Origin of the sequence: Pseudomonas brassicacearum subsp. neoaurantiaca, from assembly GCF_013608025.1 — a bacterium.
Taxonomy (GTDB): domain Bacteria; phylum Pseudomonadota; class Gammaproteobacteria; order Pseudomonadales; family Pseudomonadaceae; genus Aquipseudomonas.
Window position 1 is genome coordinate 177,507 of the sequence record NZ_VDLV01000055.1, and the last position, 20,019, is coordinate 197,525.

Here is a 20,019-nt window from a genome sequence, read left to right on the forward strand (position 1 = left end):
AGGGAGTCGTATGAGCCTGTTACCTGACGCGGTGTGCTGGCACGAGGGCATGCAACTGTTGCCCCAGCATTTTCAGTTGCAAGGACTGCGCGCCGAGGCCCTCGCCGCGCATTTTGCCGGGGCTTGCAACCCTTGGTTCTGGGGCGTCAGCCAGTTGGAAGTCGATCCTTCGGCCCTGAGTGCCGGCCAGGTACGCCTGCTGCAATTGCAAGTCACCTTGCCGGACGGCTTGCCGGTCAATCTGCAGGCTGGTGTCGGGCCAACCCTGGAACTGGACGTCAGCGAGGCGATCGACAAGACCGACGACGCCACCGTGACCGTGTACCTGGCGGTCAGCCCGCTGTGGCGCGCCGGGCAGTTACTACCGCTCAAGGGCCGCTTGCAATCAGTGGTCGGCGAGGCGTTGCCAGACCTCACCAGCGGCGAGTTTCCGGAGTCGATCACCGTCTGGCGGCCCAACCCGAGGTTGTGCACGCAATTGAGCAAAGCTGATTCGATCTGCTTGCCATTGCTGCGCATCCGCAAGGAAGGCGGCGGTTTCTGGCGCGTGCCGTATACGCCGCCAACGCCGATCTTGCTGCCGGAGTCGGCCCTTGGCCGGCGGGTGGCCGGGGTGTGCGCGAGGGCCAGGGAAAAGTGCATGTTTCTCGCCGGTCGCTTGCGTCAGGCCCAGGCGGCAGGCAACCAGGACGATGCCATGGAGATCCGTCGGCAATTGACGGCCCTGTGGGCGCGCTTTCCGGAGGTCGAAGGGGCGTTGAATACCCGGGTGGCGACGCCCCAGGCGCTCTACGGTTTGCTGCTGGGGCTGGCCGGGAGCTGGTCGGCGCTGGACCCGTTGGCGGGCGTCCCGGCTTTTGCGCCGTTGGATTTTCTCGAGTTGCAGCGCGGCTATGAGCCGCTGCTCGACTGGCTGGAAACCACCCTGGAATTGGTCCGCGCCGGCTACCGCAGCCTGGCGTTCGAGCGCAACGAGCAGGTCTTCTCGATCCAGTTGCCTGACGATCAGCCCAATCAACGCCTGGTGATCGGTTTGCGCATGCCCAACGGCGCCGGCGAACAAGCGGCGGCCGAATGGTTGCGCGGCGCGATCATCGCGTCGGCGCCCCACATTGCGCTGCTGAGCCGCCAACGCATGAGTGGTTTGCCGCACCAGGCCATGAGCCGCAACGAGCAGGTGGCCTACAGCGTCGGTGACGACACGCGTTTGTTTGTGGTGGCCGCGAGCGGGCAATGGTTCGACGGGCAACTGCCGCTGCACATCGTGGCGCCGGCTTCGGCCCAGGCGAGCAGCCCGTGGCAAGTGGTGTTGTTCGTGGCGCAAGCCAGTGAAAGTGCCTGATCGCAAAAGGGGTGTTGTATGCCTGACGGAAGTGGCGGGGTGGTTCGGAGTCTGCACGAGGCGCCGCTGAGCAGCGCGTTTCGTCAAGCCTGGTTGAAGTGGTCCCAGGAATGGCAAGACTTGCCCAAGGACAGCGACCCTGCGGTGCTCGTCAATCGGGTCGTGGAGTTTTCCGGTCGCGGCGCCCAGCGGCTCTGGCGGGTGGCCTACGCCACCGTCGGCGATGCCGCTTCCGAGCAGGTCAAGGCGCTGGTCTATGCCTTCGTCGCGCTGGTGGACGAGACCTTGCTGTTCAGCACCTGGCCCGGCCAGCTGGCTTGGCAGCAGCATCCCCTCGAGTCACGCATGTACGCCAGCCGCCAGGCCGGCGAGCGCTTGCCCGCAGCGATCAAGAAACTGCTGGATGAGCAGATGCCGGGCACTCGGGACCTGGCGAATGTCTACCTGCAATGCCTGATCCTGGGATTCCAAGGGCGCTTGCGCGGCGAGCCTGGCCAGGTCCAGCACGAAAAATGGCGCGTGGCGTTGTTCACCTTTGCCTGGCAGCACGAACCCGATTACGTCGACGTCAGCCAGCGCCTGGCGATGTCTGCGGCGGCGACGCCTGCGCGTATGCCCACGCAGCAATCCTTGCCGGACGGCTTTCGCCTGGGGTTGGCGATCGTGGCGATGGTGCTGTTGTTGACTGGCTTGGGGCAGGTCTTCTGGCGTGACATCCGCCTGGAGCTCGAACCGGTGTTGCAATTGAACGAGTCGTCAGTCCAGGAGCAGGATTCATGAACACCCTGAGCATCGTCACCTTGGTGCTTCTCGCCATTGTCGTGGTGCTGGTAATCGCGGCAGCGGTCTGGTGGTTGCGAACCCAGGGCGGCGCGGCGATTCGCAATTTCTACGGGGCGGTGCGCCAAATGGAGCAGGAGCAGGGCACCCGCGACCGCTATCAGACGCCTTGGTTGATGATGCTTGGCAACGAAACCGACGGTGCCCAGCTGTGCAGTCAATGGCGTTTGCAACCCACAGACAAGGCGGGATGGTTCGGGCGCTGGTTCTGCGATGCCGAAGGCGCCGTACTGGTGGTGCCCCAGGCGTTGTTCCTGCCCGATGAAGGCATGAACCGGCAACGGGGCAACTGGTGGCGACTGCTGGGCCTGCTGTTGCGGCTGCGCAGCAAGCGGCCATTGGACGGAGTGATCTGGACAGTACCGTTCAGCAAGTTCGATGACATCGAGCACACCACTGAGCTGAGCCTCAAGGTCCGGCGGGTTTTTATCGATTTACTGCAACGGTTTGGCCTCAGCCTGCCGGTTTACGTGGTGATCACCGGGATGGAAGAGTTGCCCGGGTTCCAGGAGTTGGTCAGCGCGCTGCCTGCCAAGGCGCGCGAGTCGATGCTGGGCTGGTCGTCGCCTTACTTGCCGGATGCGGCGTGGCAGTCGCATTGGAGCGACCAGGCGCTGGATGAGATCAACGCCGCGCTGGCGCAATCGATCATAGAGATCGGTGCGCTGTCGGGACAGCTGAGCACCGATCTCTATGGCCTGCCGGAACGCTTCGAAGGCTTGCGACGAGCCTTGCAGATCTTGTTGGAGCCGGTATTCCAGGGCAACGCCCAAGGCGAAGCGCCGCGATTTCGCGGCGTGTACTTCACCGCCAGTCAGGCACCGGCCATCAGCGGCGACAGTTTGACCGTCCATCACAATGGCCAGCGGCAAACGGTATTTGCCCGGCAATTGTGGTCGCGACGTCTGATAGCCGAACGCGGCCTGGCCCAGCCGGTGCCTCGTTTGCTGCGCGTGCGCCAACGCGGTCATCGGCTGGCCGGCGCGGTGGCGTTGGTGGTGGGCCTGGTCTGGTTGGGAGGCATGGTCTGGGTCTGGCGCGATTCGGTGGAAAACGCCGAGGGACTGTCGCGGTTGGTCCTCAGTGCCCACAAAAACCACATCGTCGTTGACCCGGACCAGCCGCAACTGGAGCCGACCCGGCATAACGTGCAGAACTACTGGAACGTCTTGGAGAAAGCCCCGCGCTGGCGTTATGTCTCGGTCGTCTTCCCCACATCCTGGTTTTCCTCCGTGGACACGCAGTTGGAGGATGGCTTGCGCCTGACCGCCCGGCACCACTGGATACTACCGCTGCGAGACTTGCTCAATTCCGACCTGGAACAGCTCAAGTCCATCCGCAACACCGAGCGGCGGGGCAACGTCGAAAACGATGACCCGGCGCAGTGGCAGAGCTACCTGAAGGCCAAGGCGCTGGTGGATCTGGCGGCACGCCTCGAGCAGCACAACCAGATGTTCAGCCAAGTAGTGAATGACCCCAAGGCGCCGCTGGACGAACTGGTGCAGTTGAGCAACGCCGCGTTGTCCTTGGGCCTAAACACCGGAACTTTGAGCCGCCCACAGTTTTACAACCGGGTCCTGTTCGATGCGCGAAACAGTGATTTGCAAGGGCTGGACCTGAACGCCGCGCGCCCGGTTATCGCCGATAATTTCACCGGCCTGATGCAACGTTGGCTGGACCATTACTTCCTGGCGGACAACTTCGTTCGCCAGGCCGGTTATCTCAAGTTGCACCTGCAACGACTGGAGGCCGGCAGCGGCAACTCCTTGAGTGAGCTGGAAGACCTGACGGCGCTGATCGATGACCTGCAGACGCTGGTCAGCCTGACCAACTCCGCCTGGGGCCGGGGCAAGGGCCAGGACCTGGTGCCGGGCTACACCCAGATGCTGGACAAGGTCAGCCACAGCACTTTGCTTGGCCCGGACATCACACAGGACCTGGAGAGCCAGGCGGTGAAGTTGCAGCAGAATTTTCGCGACCAGTGGATCGTCCAGAGTGGTTCCCGGGACAATCTGCTGGTGCAGCAGGGCAGCGGCTTGCTGGTGCTGCAGGACCATGTCACGGCGCTGGACGGTGCGGTGCAAGCGCTGTTCAAACGGGATTTCGTGGCGTTGGCGATGCAGAAGGATCCGTCGACCGGCAATCCGGATTCAATCGGCCAGGGCGATGGCAGTGATGATTTCAGCGTCGCCCTGAATTATTTCGCCAGCTACAAGAGCTATGCCAGCGAAGAGCTGTCGCGGATTCCGCCGGATTACCGTGACGCGCTGATGCAGGCCGCCGAAAACGCCGCGGCACGGGCCATGTGGTTGAGCCTGGATGAAAGCGACGAGCCGTCGCCGGGCCTGGGCTTCAACGTACAGACCGCCCAAGCCGTGGCGTTGCAGAAAGCCTTCATGGACGTGCACCGGGGCGACCTGGCGATACGTTTCCAGCGCCTGCTCAATCGCCGGGCATTGGCGCAGATCAACAATGGCCTGGCCGAAATCGATGCCCAGCCGTTATTCAGCCAGCGCGCCGATATCGAGCGTTGGGACGGTTCGAAGAACTTCGGCTTGCAGCTATATGGCGCCAACGATCCACAGGAACTGAAGCTGAACCTGAACCAGCAATTCAGTGCCATGCTGCAGATCGCCGAACAGCGCATGCCTGCCCTGGAATGGCTGATCGTCCAGCAGGACGATCTGTCCGCCCTGGAGCATGACCAGGTGGCGCGGTTCATGGCCCTCAACGACGAACTGCTCAAGTACAAGAATCAGAACCCGGCCAGCTCGGCTGCCCAGTTGGAGCAATTGGTAAGTCGGGATTTCAATGCGATGGACACCGCGTCCTGCGCGCAGATCTTGCAGACCTCCAGCCTGTCCGGTGGGCGCGGCGACCTGGCTCGGCGCACCGTCGCATTGCAGCAGGGGGCGCTGCAGCGTTGCCTGTACCTGCAACAGAACCAGGCGGCGATGGCCTGGAATGACCTGTCCAATTATTTCAACCAATACCTGGCGGGCCGCTTCCCGTTTTCCCAGGACGTGCGGGCCAGTGATGCCGACCCGGCACGGGTCCAGCACCTGTTGGAATTGATCGAGACACGCGTGCCCCTGGCCCAGGCCGGGCTGACGCTGAGCCAGACGCCGGAGCGGTTGGCGGCCGCGGATTTCCTCAACCGCTTGAAGCAGGCCGGTGTCTGGCTCGGGCCGCTGTTCGTGCGGGACAAGAGCGGCATCCTGGGCGTGGAAATGGACGTGCGCTGGCGTACCGATCGCGATGAGGAGCGCGGCGCCGACCAGGTCATCGCCTGGAGCCTGGACGCCGGCAACCAGCAGATCAACTACCCCGGTGAAGGCCAGCAGAACCTGCGCTGGATGGTCGGCCAACCCGTGCGCCTGACCTTGCGTTGGGCCCGCAACGGCTACCAGCGCCCGGCCAACGACCCGTTGCAACCGAACCTGGTGGTGCGCGACCTCGAAGCCGGGTGGGAATACCAAGGGCCATGGTCATTGCTGCGCCTGATGCGTTCGCTGGGCTCGGCCCAACGCCAGCCGAATGTCGACTACACCGATTTCCCCCTGGCCCTGCAACTGCCGGTGACCGCCCAGACCCAAGCCCGCACGGCGCAACAGACCTTGATGTTCGTGCGCCTGTCGTTGATGAGCCAGGGTTCCAAATTGCCGCTGTCGATCCCGCCGCTGCCGACACAGGCGCCGCGGTCACCTTTCCTCGCGCCTGCGTCGAGGCCTGCCATTGCCACCCGTGAGGAGGGCCTGTGAGTTTGCCGATAACCCCGTTGCCCGAGTTGGTCAGCCAACTGCTCGAACCAATCAGCGCCGAGTCGCCCTGTGGCCAGGATCTGCGTTACGAAACGGAGTACGACCAGCTACGCGAATTGCGTCGGGAAGACGACACCAGCCTGCCCACCGGCGTGTGGCAGTCTTCGATCAAGCGCGCGCTCTGGCCGGACCTGGAGCGGCTCGCGACCACGTTGCTGCTGGAGCGTAGCAAGGACCTGATGGTCAGCGCCTGGCTGGGGGAGGCCTGGCTGCACCTGGCCGGGCTGGAGGGCTTGCCGGGCAGCCTGGCACTGGTGGCGGGGCTGTGCGAGCGCTATCCGGAACACCTGCATCCCCTTGCCGAGGATGGCGATCAATCGTGGCGGGTGATTCCGCTGGAATGGCTGGCCCGCCGCTACAGCGAAGTGCTGCTGACGCGGGTGCCGTTGCTTGATGGCCGTGACCCAGCCTTCGCGGGTTTCAGCCTGGACGATTGGCAGCGCCTGCAGCGCCAGCAAGTGCTTGGCAACGACAGCAAGAACGCCAAGGCCTCGGCGGAGGCGGCGCGCAACGAACAAAAGAAACTCAGCGAACTGATTCGCAGCACCCCGTTGTCGTTTTGGTTGCATCGCCAGGGCAGCCTGATGTTGAGCCTGCAACATCTGCAACGGCTCGAAGCCTGGAGCGACGCCTACCTGGGTAATCTGGCGCCGGGCTACAGATCCTTGCAGGACGTGATGCAAGCCATGTTGGCATTGGTAGAGGAGTTCATCGCGATGCATCCACAGCAACCCGCCGTCGTGCCCGCGCAAACGCCCACGGTGGCAACGACGCCGACCTCCCAGCCGACGGCGGCACCTGCCCAGGTCTTCCAGGAACCGGCCAATCGTGAAGAGGCGTATCGACAATTGCTGGTCATCGCTGGTTACCTGGCGCGTACCGAACCTCACAGTCCCGTGCCTTATCTGATCCGGCGCGGTGTTGAGTGGGGCAACAAGCCGCTGAGCGAGCTGCTGGGAGAACTGATCAGTGCCGATGCCGAGTCCCGACGGCTGTGGACGTTACTCGGGGTGCTTTAATGCTGCGCGTCGGGTAGCTCCACTGGGGTCAGCACCGGTTTGCCGGAAAAAAACGCGTTAAGGTTATCGCCGACCAACTCCACCATGGCGCGTGTCGCTTCCGGCGACAGGCCGGCCACGTGAGGTGTCAGCACGACGTTGGACAAATGCTTCAGGGCGTCGGGTACTTCGGGTTCATGGTCGAATACATCCAGCGCAGCCCCGGCAATTCGCCGATGTTCGAGGGCGTAGATGAGTTCGGTCGTGGCGACCACGCTGCCGCGGGCAATGTTGACCAGGAATCCGTTGGGACCCAGGGCGTCGAGGGCTTGCTTGTTGATTAACTGGCGGGTGTCCAGCCCTCCGGGCGTGGCGATAATCAGAAAATCCGAGACCCGGGCCAGTTCGGTGGGCGTTGCGCAGAAGGCGTAGGGTACGTCGCTGCGTACGCGGCGATTGTGGTAGCTGACGTTCATGTCGAAGCCGAGGGCGGCCCGCTTGGCAATCGCCATGCCCACGGCGCCGAGTCCCAGCACGCCCAGGTGCTTGCCGGCGAGGGAAGGGCGCGTGCTTCGCGGCCATTCGCCCCGGCGCAGGGCTGCGTCGGATCGAGGCACATCGCGCACCAACGCCAATAACAGCGCCATGGCATGGTCGGCCACCGACGAGGCGTTGACCCCGGCACCGTTGGTGACGACGATGCCTCGGTCGCTGGCGGCTTGCAGGTCCACTTGTTCATAACCGGCGCCGATCACGCAGATGATCTTCAGGTTGGGCAGGGCGGCCATTTCCTCGGCGGTCAAGCCCAAGGGGCCGCGGGTCAACACCGCGCTGAACCGTTCACCGTGTTCGAAAACCGCTGCCTTGCGTTCGGCGGGCGTGGGCGCGAGTTCCAAGTGATAGCCTTGGCGCTCCAGGATCGGCAGGTATTCGTTAACGGTTTCAACCAGTACCAGAACGGTTGCAGTCATGCTGGGCTCCTGTGGGCGCTTTTTCGATCATCAGGTATTCAACCTGATTGTAGGAGCCGAAGGGAGAGGTAGCTTGGGCTTTTTAGGAGCATTTTTGGATCCGGGCGCTGTCCGTGTGGGAGCGAGCCTGCTCGCGAAGCAGTGGTTCAGCTTGCAACGATGCTGAATGTGCCGCCGCCTTCGTCGGATCGCCGCCCGGAGCAAGCTCGCTCCCACAGGGAATGGAGATTAACGGGACAACGTCTGCCGCAGCGATCTGCTCCGCAAAACCACTCCTCAGCTAAGTCTTTGCTTCTGCTCGCTAATCCCGGACAATCGCGCCCCTGTTTCGGCCAGGGCGCTGCCTGTCGGGGTTTTCCGACTCGTCCTGGCCGGGTGCATGTGACCGGAAAGCGGAGATCCGACCGGATGAATGATCAGGCCAACAGCGTCGAAGAGCGCTTTGAAACGATAGCCCCAGCCACCCTCAGCCAATGGAGTCGCCAAGACACGACGTGGATGCTGGGCCTGTTTGGCACCGCCATCGGTGCGGGCACGCTGTTTTTACCGATCAATGCTGGCCTTGGCGGTTTCTGGCCGCTCCTGGTCCTGGCGGTGCTGGCGTTCCCCATGACGTTCTATGCGCACCGGGGCCTGACTCGTTTTGTGCTGTCCGGTCGCGACGGGGCAGACATCACCGAGGTGGTGGAAGAGCATTTCGGTATCAAGGCCGGCGCGTTGATCACCCTGTTGTACTTCTTTGCGATCTTCCCGATCCTGCTGATCTATAGCGTGGCGCTGACCAACACCGTGGGCAGCTTTCTGGAACATCAGTTGCACCTGCAACCGCCTCCTCGGGTTGTGTTGTCGTTGATGCTAATCCTCGGCTTGTTGGCCGTGGTCCGTTGCGGCGAGCAGGCGATCGTCAAGGCCATGAGCCTGATGGTCTATCCGTTTATCGTGGCGCTGCTGTTCCTCGCGGTATTCCTCGTGCCCCACTGGAACGGCGGAATCCTGACCACCGCGTCGACGCTGCCGGAGCCTTCCGCATTGCTGCATACCTTGTGGCTGGCGATTCCGGTGATGGTGTTTTCCTTCAACCATTCGCCGATCATTTCGGCATTTGCGGTGGATCAGAAACGTCGCTACGGCCATAACGCTGAAGAGCGCAGCTCACAGATCCTGTCCCGCGCCCATGTGCTGATGGTGGTGATGGTGCTGTTCTTCGTGTTCAGTTGCGTGCTGACCTTGTCCCCGACACAACTGGCCGAGGCCAAGGCGCAGAACCTGTCGATCCTGTCGTATCTGGCCAATCATTTCAGCAACCCGACCATCGCCTTTGCGGCGCCGTTGATCGCGTTTGTCGCCATTTCCAAGTCGTTCCTGGGGCACTACATCGGCGCCAGCGAAGGCCTCAAGGGCCTGATCGTCAAGAGCGGCCGGCGCCCGGCGCCGAAAACCCTCGATCGGCTGACGGCGGCGTTCATGCTGGTGGTTTGCTGGATCGTTGCGACCCTTAACCCGAGCATCCTGGGCATGATCGAAACCCTGGGCGGCCCGGTGATCGCGGCCATCCTGTTCCTGATGCCGATGTACGCCATCCGCAAAGTCCCGGCAATGGCCCGCTACCGTGGCCAGGCTTCGAATGTCTTTGTGGTCGCGGTGGGCTTGGTGGCGATTACGGCGTTGGTTTACTCCCTCTTGGCCTGACCTGCGTTTTTGTGGGTGTTTATGGCATTGCGTCCGGCATAAATCCGTGTGGGAGCGAGCTTGCTCGCGAAAGCGGTGGGTCAGTCGGCAGGGATGTTGGCTGTGCCGCCGCCATCGCGAGCAAGCTCGCTCCCACATTGGTTTTGGGGTGTTCTCAAAATTTGTGTTCATGCTCAATCCCTGTGGGAGCAAGCCCGCTCCCACAGTTTCATCCGACAGTGAAATCCCAGGCATAAAAAAACGCCGCCCCTCGCAAGAAGGGCGGCGTTTTTAGTTGGGCGTCTTGAGCGTTAGGCTTGGACGACCGGGATGTTGGCGTTTGCAGCGGCTTCACGGAACTCGGCGATCTGGTCGAAGCTCAGGTAGCGGTATACGTCCGCTGCCATGCTGTCGATCTTGCCGGCGTATTCCATGTACTCCTCGACGGTCGGCAGGCGACCCAGGATCGATGCTACGGATGCCAGTTCGGCCGAAGCCAGGTAGACATTCGCGCCGTCACCCAGACGGTTCGGGAAGTTACGGGTCGAGGTCGAGACCACGGTGGAGTTCGGCTCGACGCGTGCCTGGTTACCCATGCACAGCGAGCAGCCTGGCATTTCCATCCGTGCACCGGCCTTGCCGTAGATGCCGTAGTAGCCTTCTTCGGTCAGCTGGTGAGCGTCCATCTTGGTCGGCGGCGACAGCCACAGACGGGTTGGCAGTTGACCCTTGACCTGATCCAGCAGTTTACCGGCAGCGCGGAAGTGACCGATGTTGGTCATGCACGAACCGATGAACACTTCGTCGATCTTCTCGCCAGCAACGCTGGACAGCAGACGGGCATCGTCCGGATCGTTCGGCGCGCAGAGCACAGGCTCGCTGATGTCGGCCAGGTCGATCTCGATGACTTCGGCGTATTCGGCGTCGGCATCGGCTTCCATCAGTTGCGGATCGGCGATCCAGGCTTCCATCGCTTGGGCGCGACGCTCCAGGGTACGTGCATCGCCGTAGCCTTCGCCGATCATCCAGCGCAGCAGGGTGATGTTGGACTGCAGGTACTCGGTGATCGACTCTTTCGACAGCTTGATGGTGCAACCGGCAGCCGAACGTTCGGCCGAGGCGTCGGACAATTCGAAAGCCTGTTCCAGGGTCAAGCCTTCCAGGCCTTCGATTTCCAGGATGCGGCCGGAGAAGGCGTTTTTCTTGCCTTTCTTCTCGACGGTCAACAGACCGTTCTGGATAGCGAAGTACGGAATGGCATGAACCAGGTCACGCAGGGTGATGCCAGGTTTCATTTTGCCTTTGAAGCGCACCAGGATCGATTCCGGCATGTCCAGCGGCATGACGCCGGTGGCAGCGGCGAACGCGACCAGGCCAGAACCGGCCGGGAACGAGATGCCCATCGGGAAACGGGTGTGCGAGTCACCACCGGTGCCCACGGTGTCTGGCAGCAGCATGCGGTTCAGCCACGAGTGGATGATGCCGTCGCCCGGACGCAGGGAAACGCCGCCGCGGGTCATGATGAAGTCTGGCAGGGTGTGGTGGGTGGTCACGTCGATCGGCTTCGGATAGGCCGCGGTGTGGCAGAAGGACTGCATCACCAGGTCAGCCGAGAAGCCCAGGCACGCCAGGTCTTTCAGTTCGTCACGGGTCATTGGACCAGTGGTGTCCTGGGAACCCACGGTGGTCATTTTCGGTTCGCAGTAGGTACCAGGGCGTACGCCTTGGCCTTCTGCCAGGCCGCAAGCCTTGCCGACCATCTTCTGCGCCAGGGTGAAACCCTTGGTGCTTTCGGCTGGCGCTTCAGGCTTCTTGAACAGGTCGAACGGTGGCAGACCCAGTTCGGCGCGAGCCTTCTCGGTCAGGCCACGGCCGATGATCAGCGGGATACGGCCGCCAGCGCGGACTTCGTCCAACAGCACCGGGGTCTTCATTTCGAAGGTGGTGATGACTTCGTCGGTACCGTGCTTGCAGACCTTGCCAGCGTGCGGGTACAGGTCGATCACGTCGCCCATGTTCATGTTCGACACGTCGAACTCGATAGGCAGTGCGCCGGCATCTTCCATGGTGTTGTAGAAGATCGGGGCGATCTTGCTGCCGAAGCAGAAGCCGCCAGCGCGCTTGTTCGGCACATAAGGGATGTCGTCGCCGAAGAACCACAGCACCGAGTTGGTCGCCGATTTACGCGAGGAACCGGTACCGACCACGTCACCGACGTAGGCGATCGGGAAGCCTTGGCCGCGCATTTCTTCGATCTGCTTCATCGGGCCGGTCTTGCCTTGCTCGTCCGGAACGATGCCGTCACGGGCCATTTTCAGCATGGCCAGGGCGTGCAGCGGGATGTCAGGGCGGGACCAGGCGTCCGGGGCAGGGGACAGGTCGTCGGTGTTGGTTTCGCCGGTGACCTTGAACACCCGCAGGCTGATCTTGTCGGCCAGCACCGGGCGCTTCTTGAACCACTCGCCGTCAGCCCAGGATTGCAATACGGCTTTGGCGTGGACGTTACCGTTCTTGGCTTTTTCAGCCACGTCGTGGAAGGCATCGAACATCAGCAGGGTGTGCTTGAGTTCTTCGGCAGCGACTGGCGCCAGCTCGGCGTCGTCCAGCAGTTCCACCAGGGTCACGATGTTGTAGCCGCCCTGCATGGTGCCGAGCAGTTCGACGGCGCGCTTCTTGTCCAGCAGAGGGGATTGGGCCTGGCCCTTGGCCAGGGCGGACAGGAAACCGGCCTTGACGTAGGCGGCTTCGTCGACTCCAGGCGGAACGCGATTGGTGATCAGGTCAACGAGGAAAGCTTCTTCGCCAGCCGGAGGATTCTTCAGCAGCTCGATCAGGCCTGCGGTTTGTTCGGCGTTAAGCGGCTGGGGAACGATACCCAGTGCTGCGCGCTCTTCGATATGTTTGCGGTAGGCTTCAAGCACAGTTATTACCCTCATCAGTGGTCCCAAATGGGTGTCCGGGACGCTCATCCAGAAACTCACGGCATTCATGCGCGCATGGGGCTTTTTGAGCCGCCGCGCCAGGATGGCCGGAGTTCCTCACAGAAGCTGCTTTCAAAGTTTTACGCCTGCAGAACGGGAGCTGATGAGGGTTGGCGTTGGGCTTTCCCCGCTGGAAAGACCCTTCGCCAACACCGCTCTGAAGGAACGACTGTGCTCGTGACGCTTTGAAAACAGCTTCTAACGGACATTGGCGCCTTAAAAGGCTGGCTGATTCTACGGGAAAAAAAAATTAAAGGTAAGTTGGGCTTCCAGGTTTGAGGGGTGATCAATCTTAGACAAAGGGCTAACATGCCCGCCTGTCCTGTTTTTGCGTGTGCGTTGCCTTATGCCCAACCAGCTCATCAAGACGCCCTGCGTCGGCCTCTGTTCCACTGTCTACGGTGACTTGGTGTGCCGTGGCTGCAAGCGGTTCCACCATGAAGTGATTCACTGGAACGGCTACAACGAGGACGAAAAACGCGCGGTGTGGATGCGCCTCGAGCAACTGCTGGTGCAGGTGATGGTGGCGAAGCTTGAGGTTTTCGATTCGGCGTTGCTGCGCCAGCAACTGGAGTCGCGCAAGATCCGTTTTGTGCCGCACCAGTCGGAATACTGCTGGGCCTATCAACTGATCGCCCGAGGCGCGCGGGTAATCAACAACCTCGAAGCCTACGGCATGGTGCTGCTGCCCGAATTCCGCGATTGGGAGCTGCCGGACCTGCGCGATGCCATTGATCGGGAATTTTTCCTGCTGTCCGAAGCGCATTACCAGCGCTACATCGCGCCGGGGTTCCTGAAGGATGCGATCGGCGGCTGACAGGCCCTCATGTGTGGCAAGGTGCTTTCAGTTTCTGGATTAAGTAGCTCTTGTGGCGAGGGAGCTTGCTCCCGCTCGGCTGCGTAGCAGACGCCTGGATTTGTCAGGACCAGAATTTTCCAGGTCAAGAGCGAGGGCCGCTTCGCAACCCAGCGGGAGCAAGCTCCCTCGCCACAAAAGCAGGCTTGATCAGTCGCGGTGTTCGCCTCACTCCTTGACCGCCAACTCCACCAGGTGATCCTCGACCTCCTGCGGCTTGAGCACCAGCACGTCGCTTTCCAGCGCGTCGAGCACGGCTTCGGCGGTGTTGCCGATCAGCACCCCTGACAAACCGGAGCGCGCCACGGTGCCGATCACCGTGACGGCTGCCTGGAGTTTGTGGGCCATATAGGGAATCAGCACGTCCGCCGGGCCTTCCTGGATATGCAAATGTTCGTCGTCGATGTCGAATTCGGCCTGGAACGCCCGGCATTGTTCACGATAACGGGCCTCGATGGTTTCTTTGAGCTGGAAGGTCGGGTCGGCCGACGAGAGCATCGGTGACGGGTGGGCGCTGATGACATGCAGGTGCGCCTTGGCCAGCAGGGCGATGTCATAGCCATGGTCGATGATGGTCGAGTGCAGATGGCGGTGCTCGCCATCGGCGTTGCCGACATCGACCGCAGCGAGGATGACCCGGTCCTTCCAGGAGCCGGTGGTCTTGACCAGCAGCACCGGGGTCGGGCAATGGCGCAGCAGTTTCCAGTCTGCCGGGGTCAGCAGGGCTTTTTTCAATGGGCTGTCGGGAAAATGCTGCTTGATGACCAGGCCACAGCCTTCGGCCTGCTGCACGTCGATGATGGTTTCGTGGAGGCTATCGTTCCAGGCCTGCTCGGTGGTCACGCTGTAGCCGTCGGACAGCAACGCGCTCTTGAGCACACTGAGCAGGCCCGCATGGTCGTGGTGTTTGTCGCACACCAGCAAATGCAGGTGGGCTTGGGTCACCCCAGCGATCAATTTGGCGCGCTTGAGCGCCAGGCTTTCCGAATGTTCGGGTTCGATGACCACCAGGATGCTGCGAATGGCTTGCATGTTCGGCGTCTCCAGCAATAAAGAGGCATGGCGTTGCTCAACTATAGTTGCTGTGGATGGCCCGTCGACTTGATGCATATCAACGGCGGTGGCTGGTGGTCTGGAGGCAGGCCGGTATAATCGGCGCCCTTTGCTCGATTACTTTTTCCGTGAGCCCCATGATCCTTCCCGAAATCCACGAATTCCTTGGCTGCCGCACGCCTGACGCCTGGGTCCAGGCTGCGCTGGCCGATCAGGAAACGCTGCTGATCGACCACAAGAACTGCGAGTTCAAGGCCGCCAGCACGGCCCTGAGCCTGATCGCCAAGTACCATTCCCACGTTGACTTGATCAATATGATGTCGCGCCTGGCCCGGGAAGAGCTGGTGCATCACGAGCAAGTCATGCGCCTGATGAAAAAGCGCAAGGTCGGCCTGCGCCAGCTTTCCGCCGGACGCTACGCCTCGGGCCTGCGCAAAGTGGTGCGCAGCCACGAGCCGGTGAAACTGGTGGATACCCTGGTGGTCGGTGCCTTCATCGAAGCCCGTAGCTGCGAGCGTTTCGAAGCGTTGGTGCCACATCTGGACGAGGAACTGGGCAAGTTCTATTTCGGCCTGCTGAAAAGCGAGGCCCGGCATTTCCAGGGCTACTTGAAGCTGGCCTACCAGTACGGCGACGCCAAGGACATCACCCAGGTGATCGACAAGGTCCGCGCCGCCGAGCGGGAGCTGATCGAGTCGCCGGATGTGGAATTCCGCTTCCACAGCGGTGTGCCTGCGTTTTAATGCGCGGGGTTTCTACTGGCCCCATCGCGAGCAAGCTCGCTCCCACATTTGATCTGCAGTGAACACAACATAGCGTTTACACAGCAAACCTCCTGTGGGAGCGAGCTTGCTCGCGATGAGGCCTTACGCAGCGTTGATTTCTCAAACGGCCAGCCCCAGGCGTTCATGCCATTGGGCAATCGATTCCTCGGGATACACCTCGAACTGCTGATCGCCCGGATGCGCTTCGACCTCGACCCACGGGGCCTTGGAGCCCAGCATCAGGTGGGTGTGTTCCGGTGGTACCGGCAACGGCGTGTCGATGGCCGAGGCAAACGGATGTATCAGCTCTGGCCATTCCGGGCTGAACAGCCACAGTCCCGAACCGCATAACGAACAGAAGTGTCGTTCGGCGCTGCTGCGGTGGGCGCGTTTATCGCCTTCATCCTTCATCCGCGCGTGATAGACCGAAATGTGCTTGCGGCCTTGCACCTTCAGGCTCTGCGCATCGCCTCCCAGGTTGATCGCAAAACCACCGCCGCCTTGGGTCTTGCGGCAGATCGAGCAATAGCAGCGTTGGTAAGGGTAGGGATGGTTGCTGTCCAGGCTGAACGACACGGCGCCGCAGTGGCAGGATCCTTCGAGGTGCATCGGAACCTCCGATTGGGGTTGGAAATGACTCAGTACAGCCTAGACGGTCGGTGTCTTGACCGTTGAATCGAAAGTGACCATGCAACCGCCTTCGCGAGCAAGCTCGCTCCCACATTGGATCTTCAGTGACCGCAAATAATGTGTGCGCCAAAAATCCCCTGTGGGAGCGAGCTTGCTCGCGAAGAGGCCGGTAGAGCCAGCATCACTTGGGCACCCGCCACAAATACCAAGCCGCCACCGTACGATAAGGGCTCCAGGCCTGGCCGATAGCGAGCATTTGTCGGCGGTTTGTCTGAGCCTCCAGCCCCTTTAACCGCCGATATCCCTCGCGAACCCCAAAGTCATCCGCCGGCAGCACATCGGGCCGCTCCAGGCTATAGATCAACAGCATCTCCACGGTCCAGCGACCGACGCCGCGCAAGCTGACCAGGCGTTGGATCAGCGTTTCATCGTCCATGACTCGCGCCGAGGCGTAATCCGGCACGATGCCGTCCAGCGTGGCCTGGGCGATGCCTTGGATGGTTGTGATCTTGTTGGCGGAGAATCCGCAACCGCGCAGTTGCGCCACGTCTGTCGCCAGGATCTGCTCGGGGCGGGGAAACGCCTGCGCCGGGAACAAGGCCAAGAGACGACCGAGAATTGCATCGCCTGCCTTGGCATGCAATTGCTGGTAGGCGATCGCCCTGACCAGGGCTTCATACGGATTCCGGGCAGGCTTGGGCTGCAGCAGGCATGGGCCGATCGCCTCGACATGCCGTCGCCAGTCTTCGTCGAGATTCGCCAGGAAAACGCTGGCGTCGTGGTAGGGCGCAGGCATCCGCTGTGGATCCTCCAGCATGTTCAAAACGCCAGCGGCAACGAAACCTGCACCTTGGCTTTTTCCAGTCGCAACATAAAAGCCTTGCGCGGCTGGCCGCCGCCATAGCCGGTCAGCGAGCCATCGGCGCCAATCACTCGGTGACAGGGGATAACGATGGCCAGGCGATTCTGCCCATTGGCCAGGCCCACGGCGCGACTGGCGCCGGGGCTGCCCAGGGCGGAGGCGACGGCGCCGTAGCTGCGGGTCTCGCCGTAGGGGATCTTCTGTAGCTCGGCCCAGACCCGGACCGCGAAGGCGCTGCCGGGCATGTGCAGCGGGACGTTGAAGACCGTGAGTTTGCCGGCGAAATAATCGGCCAGTTCGGTTTCGATCTGTTGCAGATGAGCGTTGTGCCCCGGTGCGACCGTGTAGCCGTAGCGTTGTTGGAGTTCCTCCAGCTCCTTGGTCAGGGCCGGACGATCGAGGAATTCCAGCAGCACCAGGCCACGGCGCTCGGCCATGGCCAGCATTGGTCCCAGTGGCGTGGTCAGGCGGGTGAACAGCAAGGGCTCACTGAGGCCAGCCCGGCCGGGGGTAATGTGAAAGGATTTAACGAAAGCATCACGAAAACCGCTCAGGGATTCATAGCCGGAATCGAACGCCGCGTTGTCGATCGAAGCACCGTCCTTGATGCCGCCCAAGGCGATGCCCAGGCGTCGGGTGCGCAGGTAGGCATGGAAGGTCATGCCGAAATGCTGCTTGAACCAGCGGCGCAGTGTCAGCGGTTCGATGCCTTGTTCCAGCAGCAGCGCGTCAGTCCAGCGCAGGTCGGGTTCGGCGTCCACGGCCTTGAGCAGCGCCTGGATCCAGTCCGGCGCAATGGCCGCGGCGTCCAGCGGCTTGCAGCGCAGGCAGGCTCGATAGCCGGCGGACATGGCTTCGTCGGCGTGGGCGAAGAATTCCACGTTCTCCGGTTTTGGCTTGCGCGCCGTGCAACTGGGGCGACAAAAGATGCCAGTGGTCTTGACCGCAGTGAAAAACACCCCTTCGTAGGCGGTGTCTCGTTCGAGCATGGCGCGGACCATCTCGGCGTGGGGTGGGAGCAGCGAGTCATGTAGGTTCATGTGGCAGAGCATAGAACCGCGTCCGGGGAGACTCCACCGAAAAATCGACAGCGAATTTTCCAGTCACTTGGTCGGACGATCGCGAACAAAAATTGAACCTTCGAGTCTTAAAGGTTCACCCGCTGTTTTTGTCTTTCGGAGACATCATGTCCAAACATAAGAAATCCCTGATTGCCGTTGCTGTCTGCGCCTTGGCATTCGGTGCCTCGGCATTGTTGCCTGCCGACTTGTCGCCAATCGGCTCGAGCTACGCCGCAGGCGGTGGCAATGGGGGCGGCGGTGGTAATGGTGGTGGAAACGGTGGCGGTAATGGCGGCGGCCACGGTGGCGGCATGGGGGGTGGCATTGGTGGTGGCCAAGGCCATGACAAGTCGGGCGATTCCAGCGGTCATGGCAAGGGATTGGCCAGCGACCACACCGGCACCCGCACCCGTGATCACGGCGTGAGCGGCAAGCACACCGGCACCACCCGCACTGATCGCACCAGCAAGTCTTCCGTGACCTCGGCCATTGCAAAGGATCGCGATACTCGCGGCCTGAGCAAAGCGTCGGCAATTTCCGCGGCTACGCCGGGTACCCATAACACCAAGGGCCTGACCAACGCGACCAGCTCTTCGATGAAGAACGACCGCTGATTGCTTGAATGAAGCCGCGATGCCTGTGTAAAGGCATCGCGGTTTTTTTTCGTCTGCCGATCGGCGGTGGCGAAGATCAGTACTTCCAGAACACCGGCGTAAACAACACCAGTACCGTCAGGATTTCCAATCGCCCAAGGAGCATGCCGATGGTCAGCAGCCATTTTGCCGAGTCTGGCAAAGTCGAGAAGTTGCCGGCCGGCCCGATGATGTTGCCCAGGCCCGGGCCGACGTTGCACACGGCGGTGGCTGCGCCGGTCAAGGCGGTCGTCCAGTCCAGGCCGATCAGCGCGAGGCCCAGGGCGATGGCGCCGATCGTGATGGTGAAGAAGAACGAAAAGGTCAGCAGCGAGCGGACGATTTCCTCGTCGATGGGGTGGTTGTTGTATTTCTTCTGGATCACCGCCCGGGGGTGGATCAGTTGCTTCAAGCTGCCCATCAGCAGGACCTTGGCGACTTGAAAGCGAAAAATCTTCAGGCCCCCGGCCGTAGACCCTGAGCAGCCGCCGACGAACGTCAGGTAGAAGAACAGCAACAGGGCGAAACTGCCCCACAGCGTGTAGTCACCCAGGGCCACGCCCGTGGTGGTGACGACAGACGTGACGTTGACCGCCACGATACGGACCGCGTCCCACCAACTGTTGTCGCTGTTCAGGCTCAGCCAGGTACCGACCACGAGCCAGGTGACCACCAGGAACCCGACGAACCCCCTGACTTGCTGATCCTTGAGAAAGGCGCGCCGGTGGCCTCGCAATGTCGCCACATACAGCGTGAAGGGCAGCGATCCGGCCATCATGACAACCACCGACACCCAATGAACCGCCGGCTGCGGCCAGTGCGCCAGGGACGCATCGGAGGTGGAAAACCCGCCGGTGGAAATCAGCGACATCGCATGGTTGATTGCCTCGAAGGGCGTCATGCCGGCCAGCCATAGCGCCAGGGTCGAGAGGGCGGTCAAGCCGACGTAGATCCACAGGATGTAGTTGGCCGCAACGTGAGAGCGCGGCGTGACTTTTTCCGACCAGTCCGATGATTCGGTCTGGAACAGCCGCATGCCGCCGACCCGCAGCAACGGCAGGACCGCCACGGCCATGCCGATAAAGCCGATTCCGCCGAGCCAGTGCAACATCGAACGCCAGATCAACAGGCCCGGAGACGCGGTATCCAGCCCGGTCAGGATGGTCGAGCCCGTGGTCGTGATGCCCGACATGGTCTCGAAGAAGGCATCGGTGTAGCTGATGTGCTGGATGAACACCATTGGCAGGGCGGCGAAGGCGCAGACAAACACCCAACTGGCGGTGGTCAGCAAGTACATTTCCCGGGGGCGCATCTGGGCATGCTCCGGCCGGCCACGGGCGACCAGTGCGATACCACAGACAAACGTAATCAGGCTCGACCAGAGAAACGCCGACAAGTCATCGCTGCGGTCGTAGAGCATCAGCGTGAACAGCGGAATCGCCATGCTGATCGCGAGGGTGATCAGGAAAATACCAAGGATGAAACCGATGAGACGCAGAACCGCAATTGACATGAGAAACGCCTGATCCAATGAGCCGCA

15 protein-coding genes are annotated in these 20,019 nt (G+C 61.9%); 8 read left to right on the plus strand and 7 right to left on the minus strand.

Translation table 11 applies throughout. The features are described 5' to 3' along the window. Nucleotides 1–10: 10 nt before the first annotated feature. Genes tssK through tssA form a run of 4 tightly spaced genes read left to right on the plus strand, consistent with a single transcriptional unit; the run spans nucleotide 11 to nucleotide 7,022 of the window. Nucleotides 11–1,342: a type VI secretion system baseplate subunit TssK gene (gene tssK, locus FHK92_RS24875; protein ID WP_181290452.1), complete on the plus strand. Its 1,332-nt coding sequence runs from the start codon at nucleotides 11–13 to the stop codon at nucleotides 1,340–1,342. 18 nt (nucleotides 1,343–1,360) lie between these two features. Beyond that, the gene (locus FHK92_RS24880) at nucleotides 1,361–2,122 is read left to right on the plus strand and encodes a DotU family type IV/VI secretion system protein (RefSeq protein WP_181290453.1); all 762 of its coding nucleotides are present in this window, start codon (nucleotides 1,361–1,363) and stop codon (nucleotides 2,120–2,122) included. Next, a complete protein-coding gene (locus tag FHK92_RS24885; protein ID WP_181290454.1) occupies nucleotides 2,119–5,943 on the plus strand; it encodes a type VI secretion system protein in 3,825 nt (1,274 codons plus the stop codon). The genes FHK92_RS24880 and FHK92_RS24885 overlap by 4 nt, the downstream gene beginning before the upstream one ends. Further along, the gene (tssA, locus tag FHK92_RS24890; protein ID WP_181290455.1) at nucleotides 5,940–7,022 is read left to right on the plus strand and encodes a type VI secretion system protein TssA; all 1,083 of its coding nucleotides are present in this window, start codon (nucleotides 5,940–5,942) and stop codon (nucleotides 7,020–7,022) included. The genes FHK92_RS24885 and tssA overlap by 4 nt, the downstream gene beginning before the upstream one ends. Here the strand turns inward: tssA and FHK92_RS24895 are convergent. Then, nucleotides 7,019–7,972 (minus strand): 2-hydroxyacid dehydrogenase, encoded by a 954-nt coding sequence (locus tag FHK92_RS24895; RefSeq protein ID WP_181290456.1) that lies wholly within the window; start codon nucleotides 7,970–7,972, stop codon nucleotides 7,019–7,021. The two genes, tssA and FHK92_RS24895, sit on opposite strands and share 4 nt — an antisense overlap. A gap of 408 nt (nucleotides 7,973–8,380) precedes the next feature. Between FHK92_RS24895 and FHK92_RS24900 the strand changes: the two genes are divergently transcribed. Further along, nucleotides 8,381–9,661: a serine/threonine transporter gene (locus FHK92_RS24900; protein ID WP_181290457.1), complete on the plus strand. Its 1,281-nt coding sequence runs from the start codon at nucleotides 8,381–8,383 to the stop codon at nucleotides 9,659–9,661. Nucleotides 9,662–9,951: 290 nt separating this feature from the next. Here the strand turns inward: FHK92_RS24900 and acnB are convergent, their stop codons facing one another. After that, the gene (gene acnB / locus FHK92_RS24905; RefSeq protein ID WP_181290535.1) at nucleotides 9,952–12,561 is read right to left on the minus strand and encodes a bifunctional aconitate hydratase 2/2-methylisocitrate dehydratase; all 2,610 of its coding nucleotides are present in this window, start codon (nucleotides 12,559–12,561) and stop codon (nucleotides 9,952–9,954) included. A gap of 406 nt (nucleotides 12,562–12,967) precedes the next feature. On the opposite strand from acnB, the gene FHK92_RS24910 reads away from it, so the two are divergent. Continuing rightward, nucleotides 12,968–13,438 (plus strand): DUF1289 domain-containing protein, encoded by a 471-nt coding sequence (locus FHK92_RS24910; RefSeq protein WP_181290458.1) that lies wholly within the window; start codon nucleotides 12,968–12,970, stop codon nucleotides 13,436–13,438. A gap of 207 nt (nucleotides 13,439–13,645) precedes the next feature. On the opposite strand, the gene FHK92_RS24915 is transcribed toward FHK92_RS24910, so the two are convergent. Next, a complete protein-coding gene (locus FHK92_RS24915) occupies nucleotides 13,646–14,509 on the minus strand; it encodes a universal stress protein (protein WP_181290459.1) in 864 nt (287 codons plus the stop codon). A 158-nt stretch (nucleotides 14,510–14,667) separates the two neighbouring features. Between FHK92_RS24915 and FHK92_RS24920 the strand changes: the two genes are divergently transcribed. Continuing rightward, nucleotides 14,668–15,273 (plus strand): tRNA-(ms[2]io[6]A)-hydroxylase, encoded by a 606-nt coding sequence (locus tag FHK92_RS24920; protein ID WP_181290460.1) that lies wholly within the window; start codon nucleotides 14,668–14,670, stop codon nucleotides 15,271–15,273. A gap of 141 nt (nucleotides 15,274–15,414) precedes the next feature. On the opposite strand, the gene FHK92_RS24925 is transcribed toward FHK92_RS24920, so the two are convergent. From FHK92_RS24925 to FHK92_RS24935, 3 genes are all read right to left on the minus strand, one after another. Next, nucleotides 15,415–15,903 (minus strand): GFA family protein, encoded by a 489-nt coding sequence (locus FHK92_RS24925; RefSeq protein WP_181290461.1) that lies wholly within the window; start codon nucleotides 15,901–15,903, stop codon nucleotides 15,415–15,417. Between the two features lie 202 nt (nucleotides 15,904–16,105). Continuing rightward, on the minus strand, nucleotides 16,106–16,720 hold the full coding sequence (locus FHK92_RS24930) for a DNA-3-methyladenine glycosylase family protein (RefSeq protein ID WP_181290462.1): 615 nt from the start codon (nucleotides 16,718–16,720) through the stop codon (nucleotides 16,106–16,108). Between the two features lie 23 nt (nucleotides 16,721–16,743). Further along, the gene (locus tag FHK92_RS24935; protein WP_181290463.1) at nucleotides 16,744–17,826 is read right to left on the minus strand and encodes a bifunctional transcriptional activator/DNA repair enzyme AdaA; all 1,083 of its coding nucleotides are present in this window, start codon (nucleotides 17,824–17,826) and stop codon (nucleotides 16,744–16,746) included. A 146-nt stretch (nucleotides 17,827–17,972) separates the two neighbouring features. Here FHK92_RS24935 and FHK92_RS24940 point away from each other — a divergent pair, with 146 nt between their 5' ends. Beyond that, nucleotides 17,973–18,461, plus strand: a complete 489-nt coding sequence (locus FHK92_RS24940) for a hypothetical protein (RefSeq protein WP_181290464.1) — start codon at nucleotides 17,973–17,975, stop codon at nucleotides 18,459–18,461. Between the two features lie 76 nt (nucleotides 18,462–18,537). Here the strand turns inward: FHK92_RS24940 and FHK92_RS24945 are convergent, their stop codons facing one another. Next, the gene (locus FHK92_RS24945) at nucleotides 18,538–19,992 is read right to left on the minus strand and encodes a TrkH family potassium uptake protein (RefSeq protein ID WP_181290465.1); all 1,455 of its coding nucleotides are present in this window, start codon (nucleotides 19,990–19,992) and stop codon (nucleotides 18,538–18,540) included. Nucleotides 19,993–20,019 lie beyond the last annotated feature (27 nt).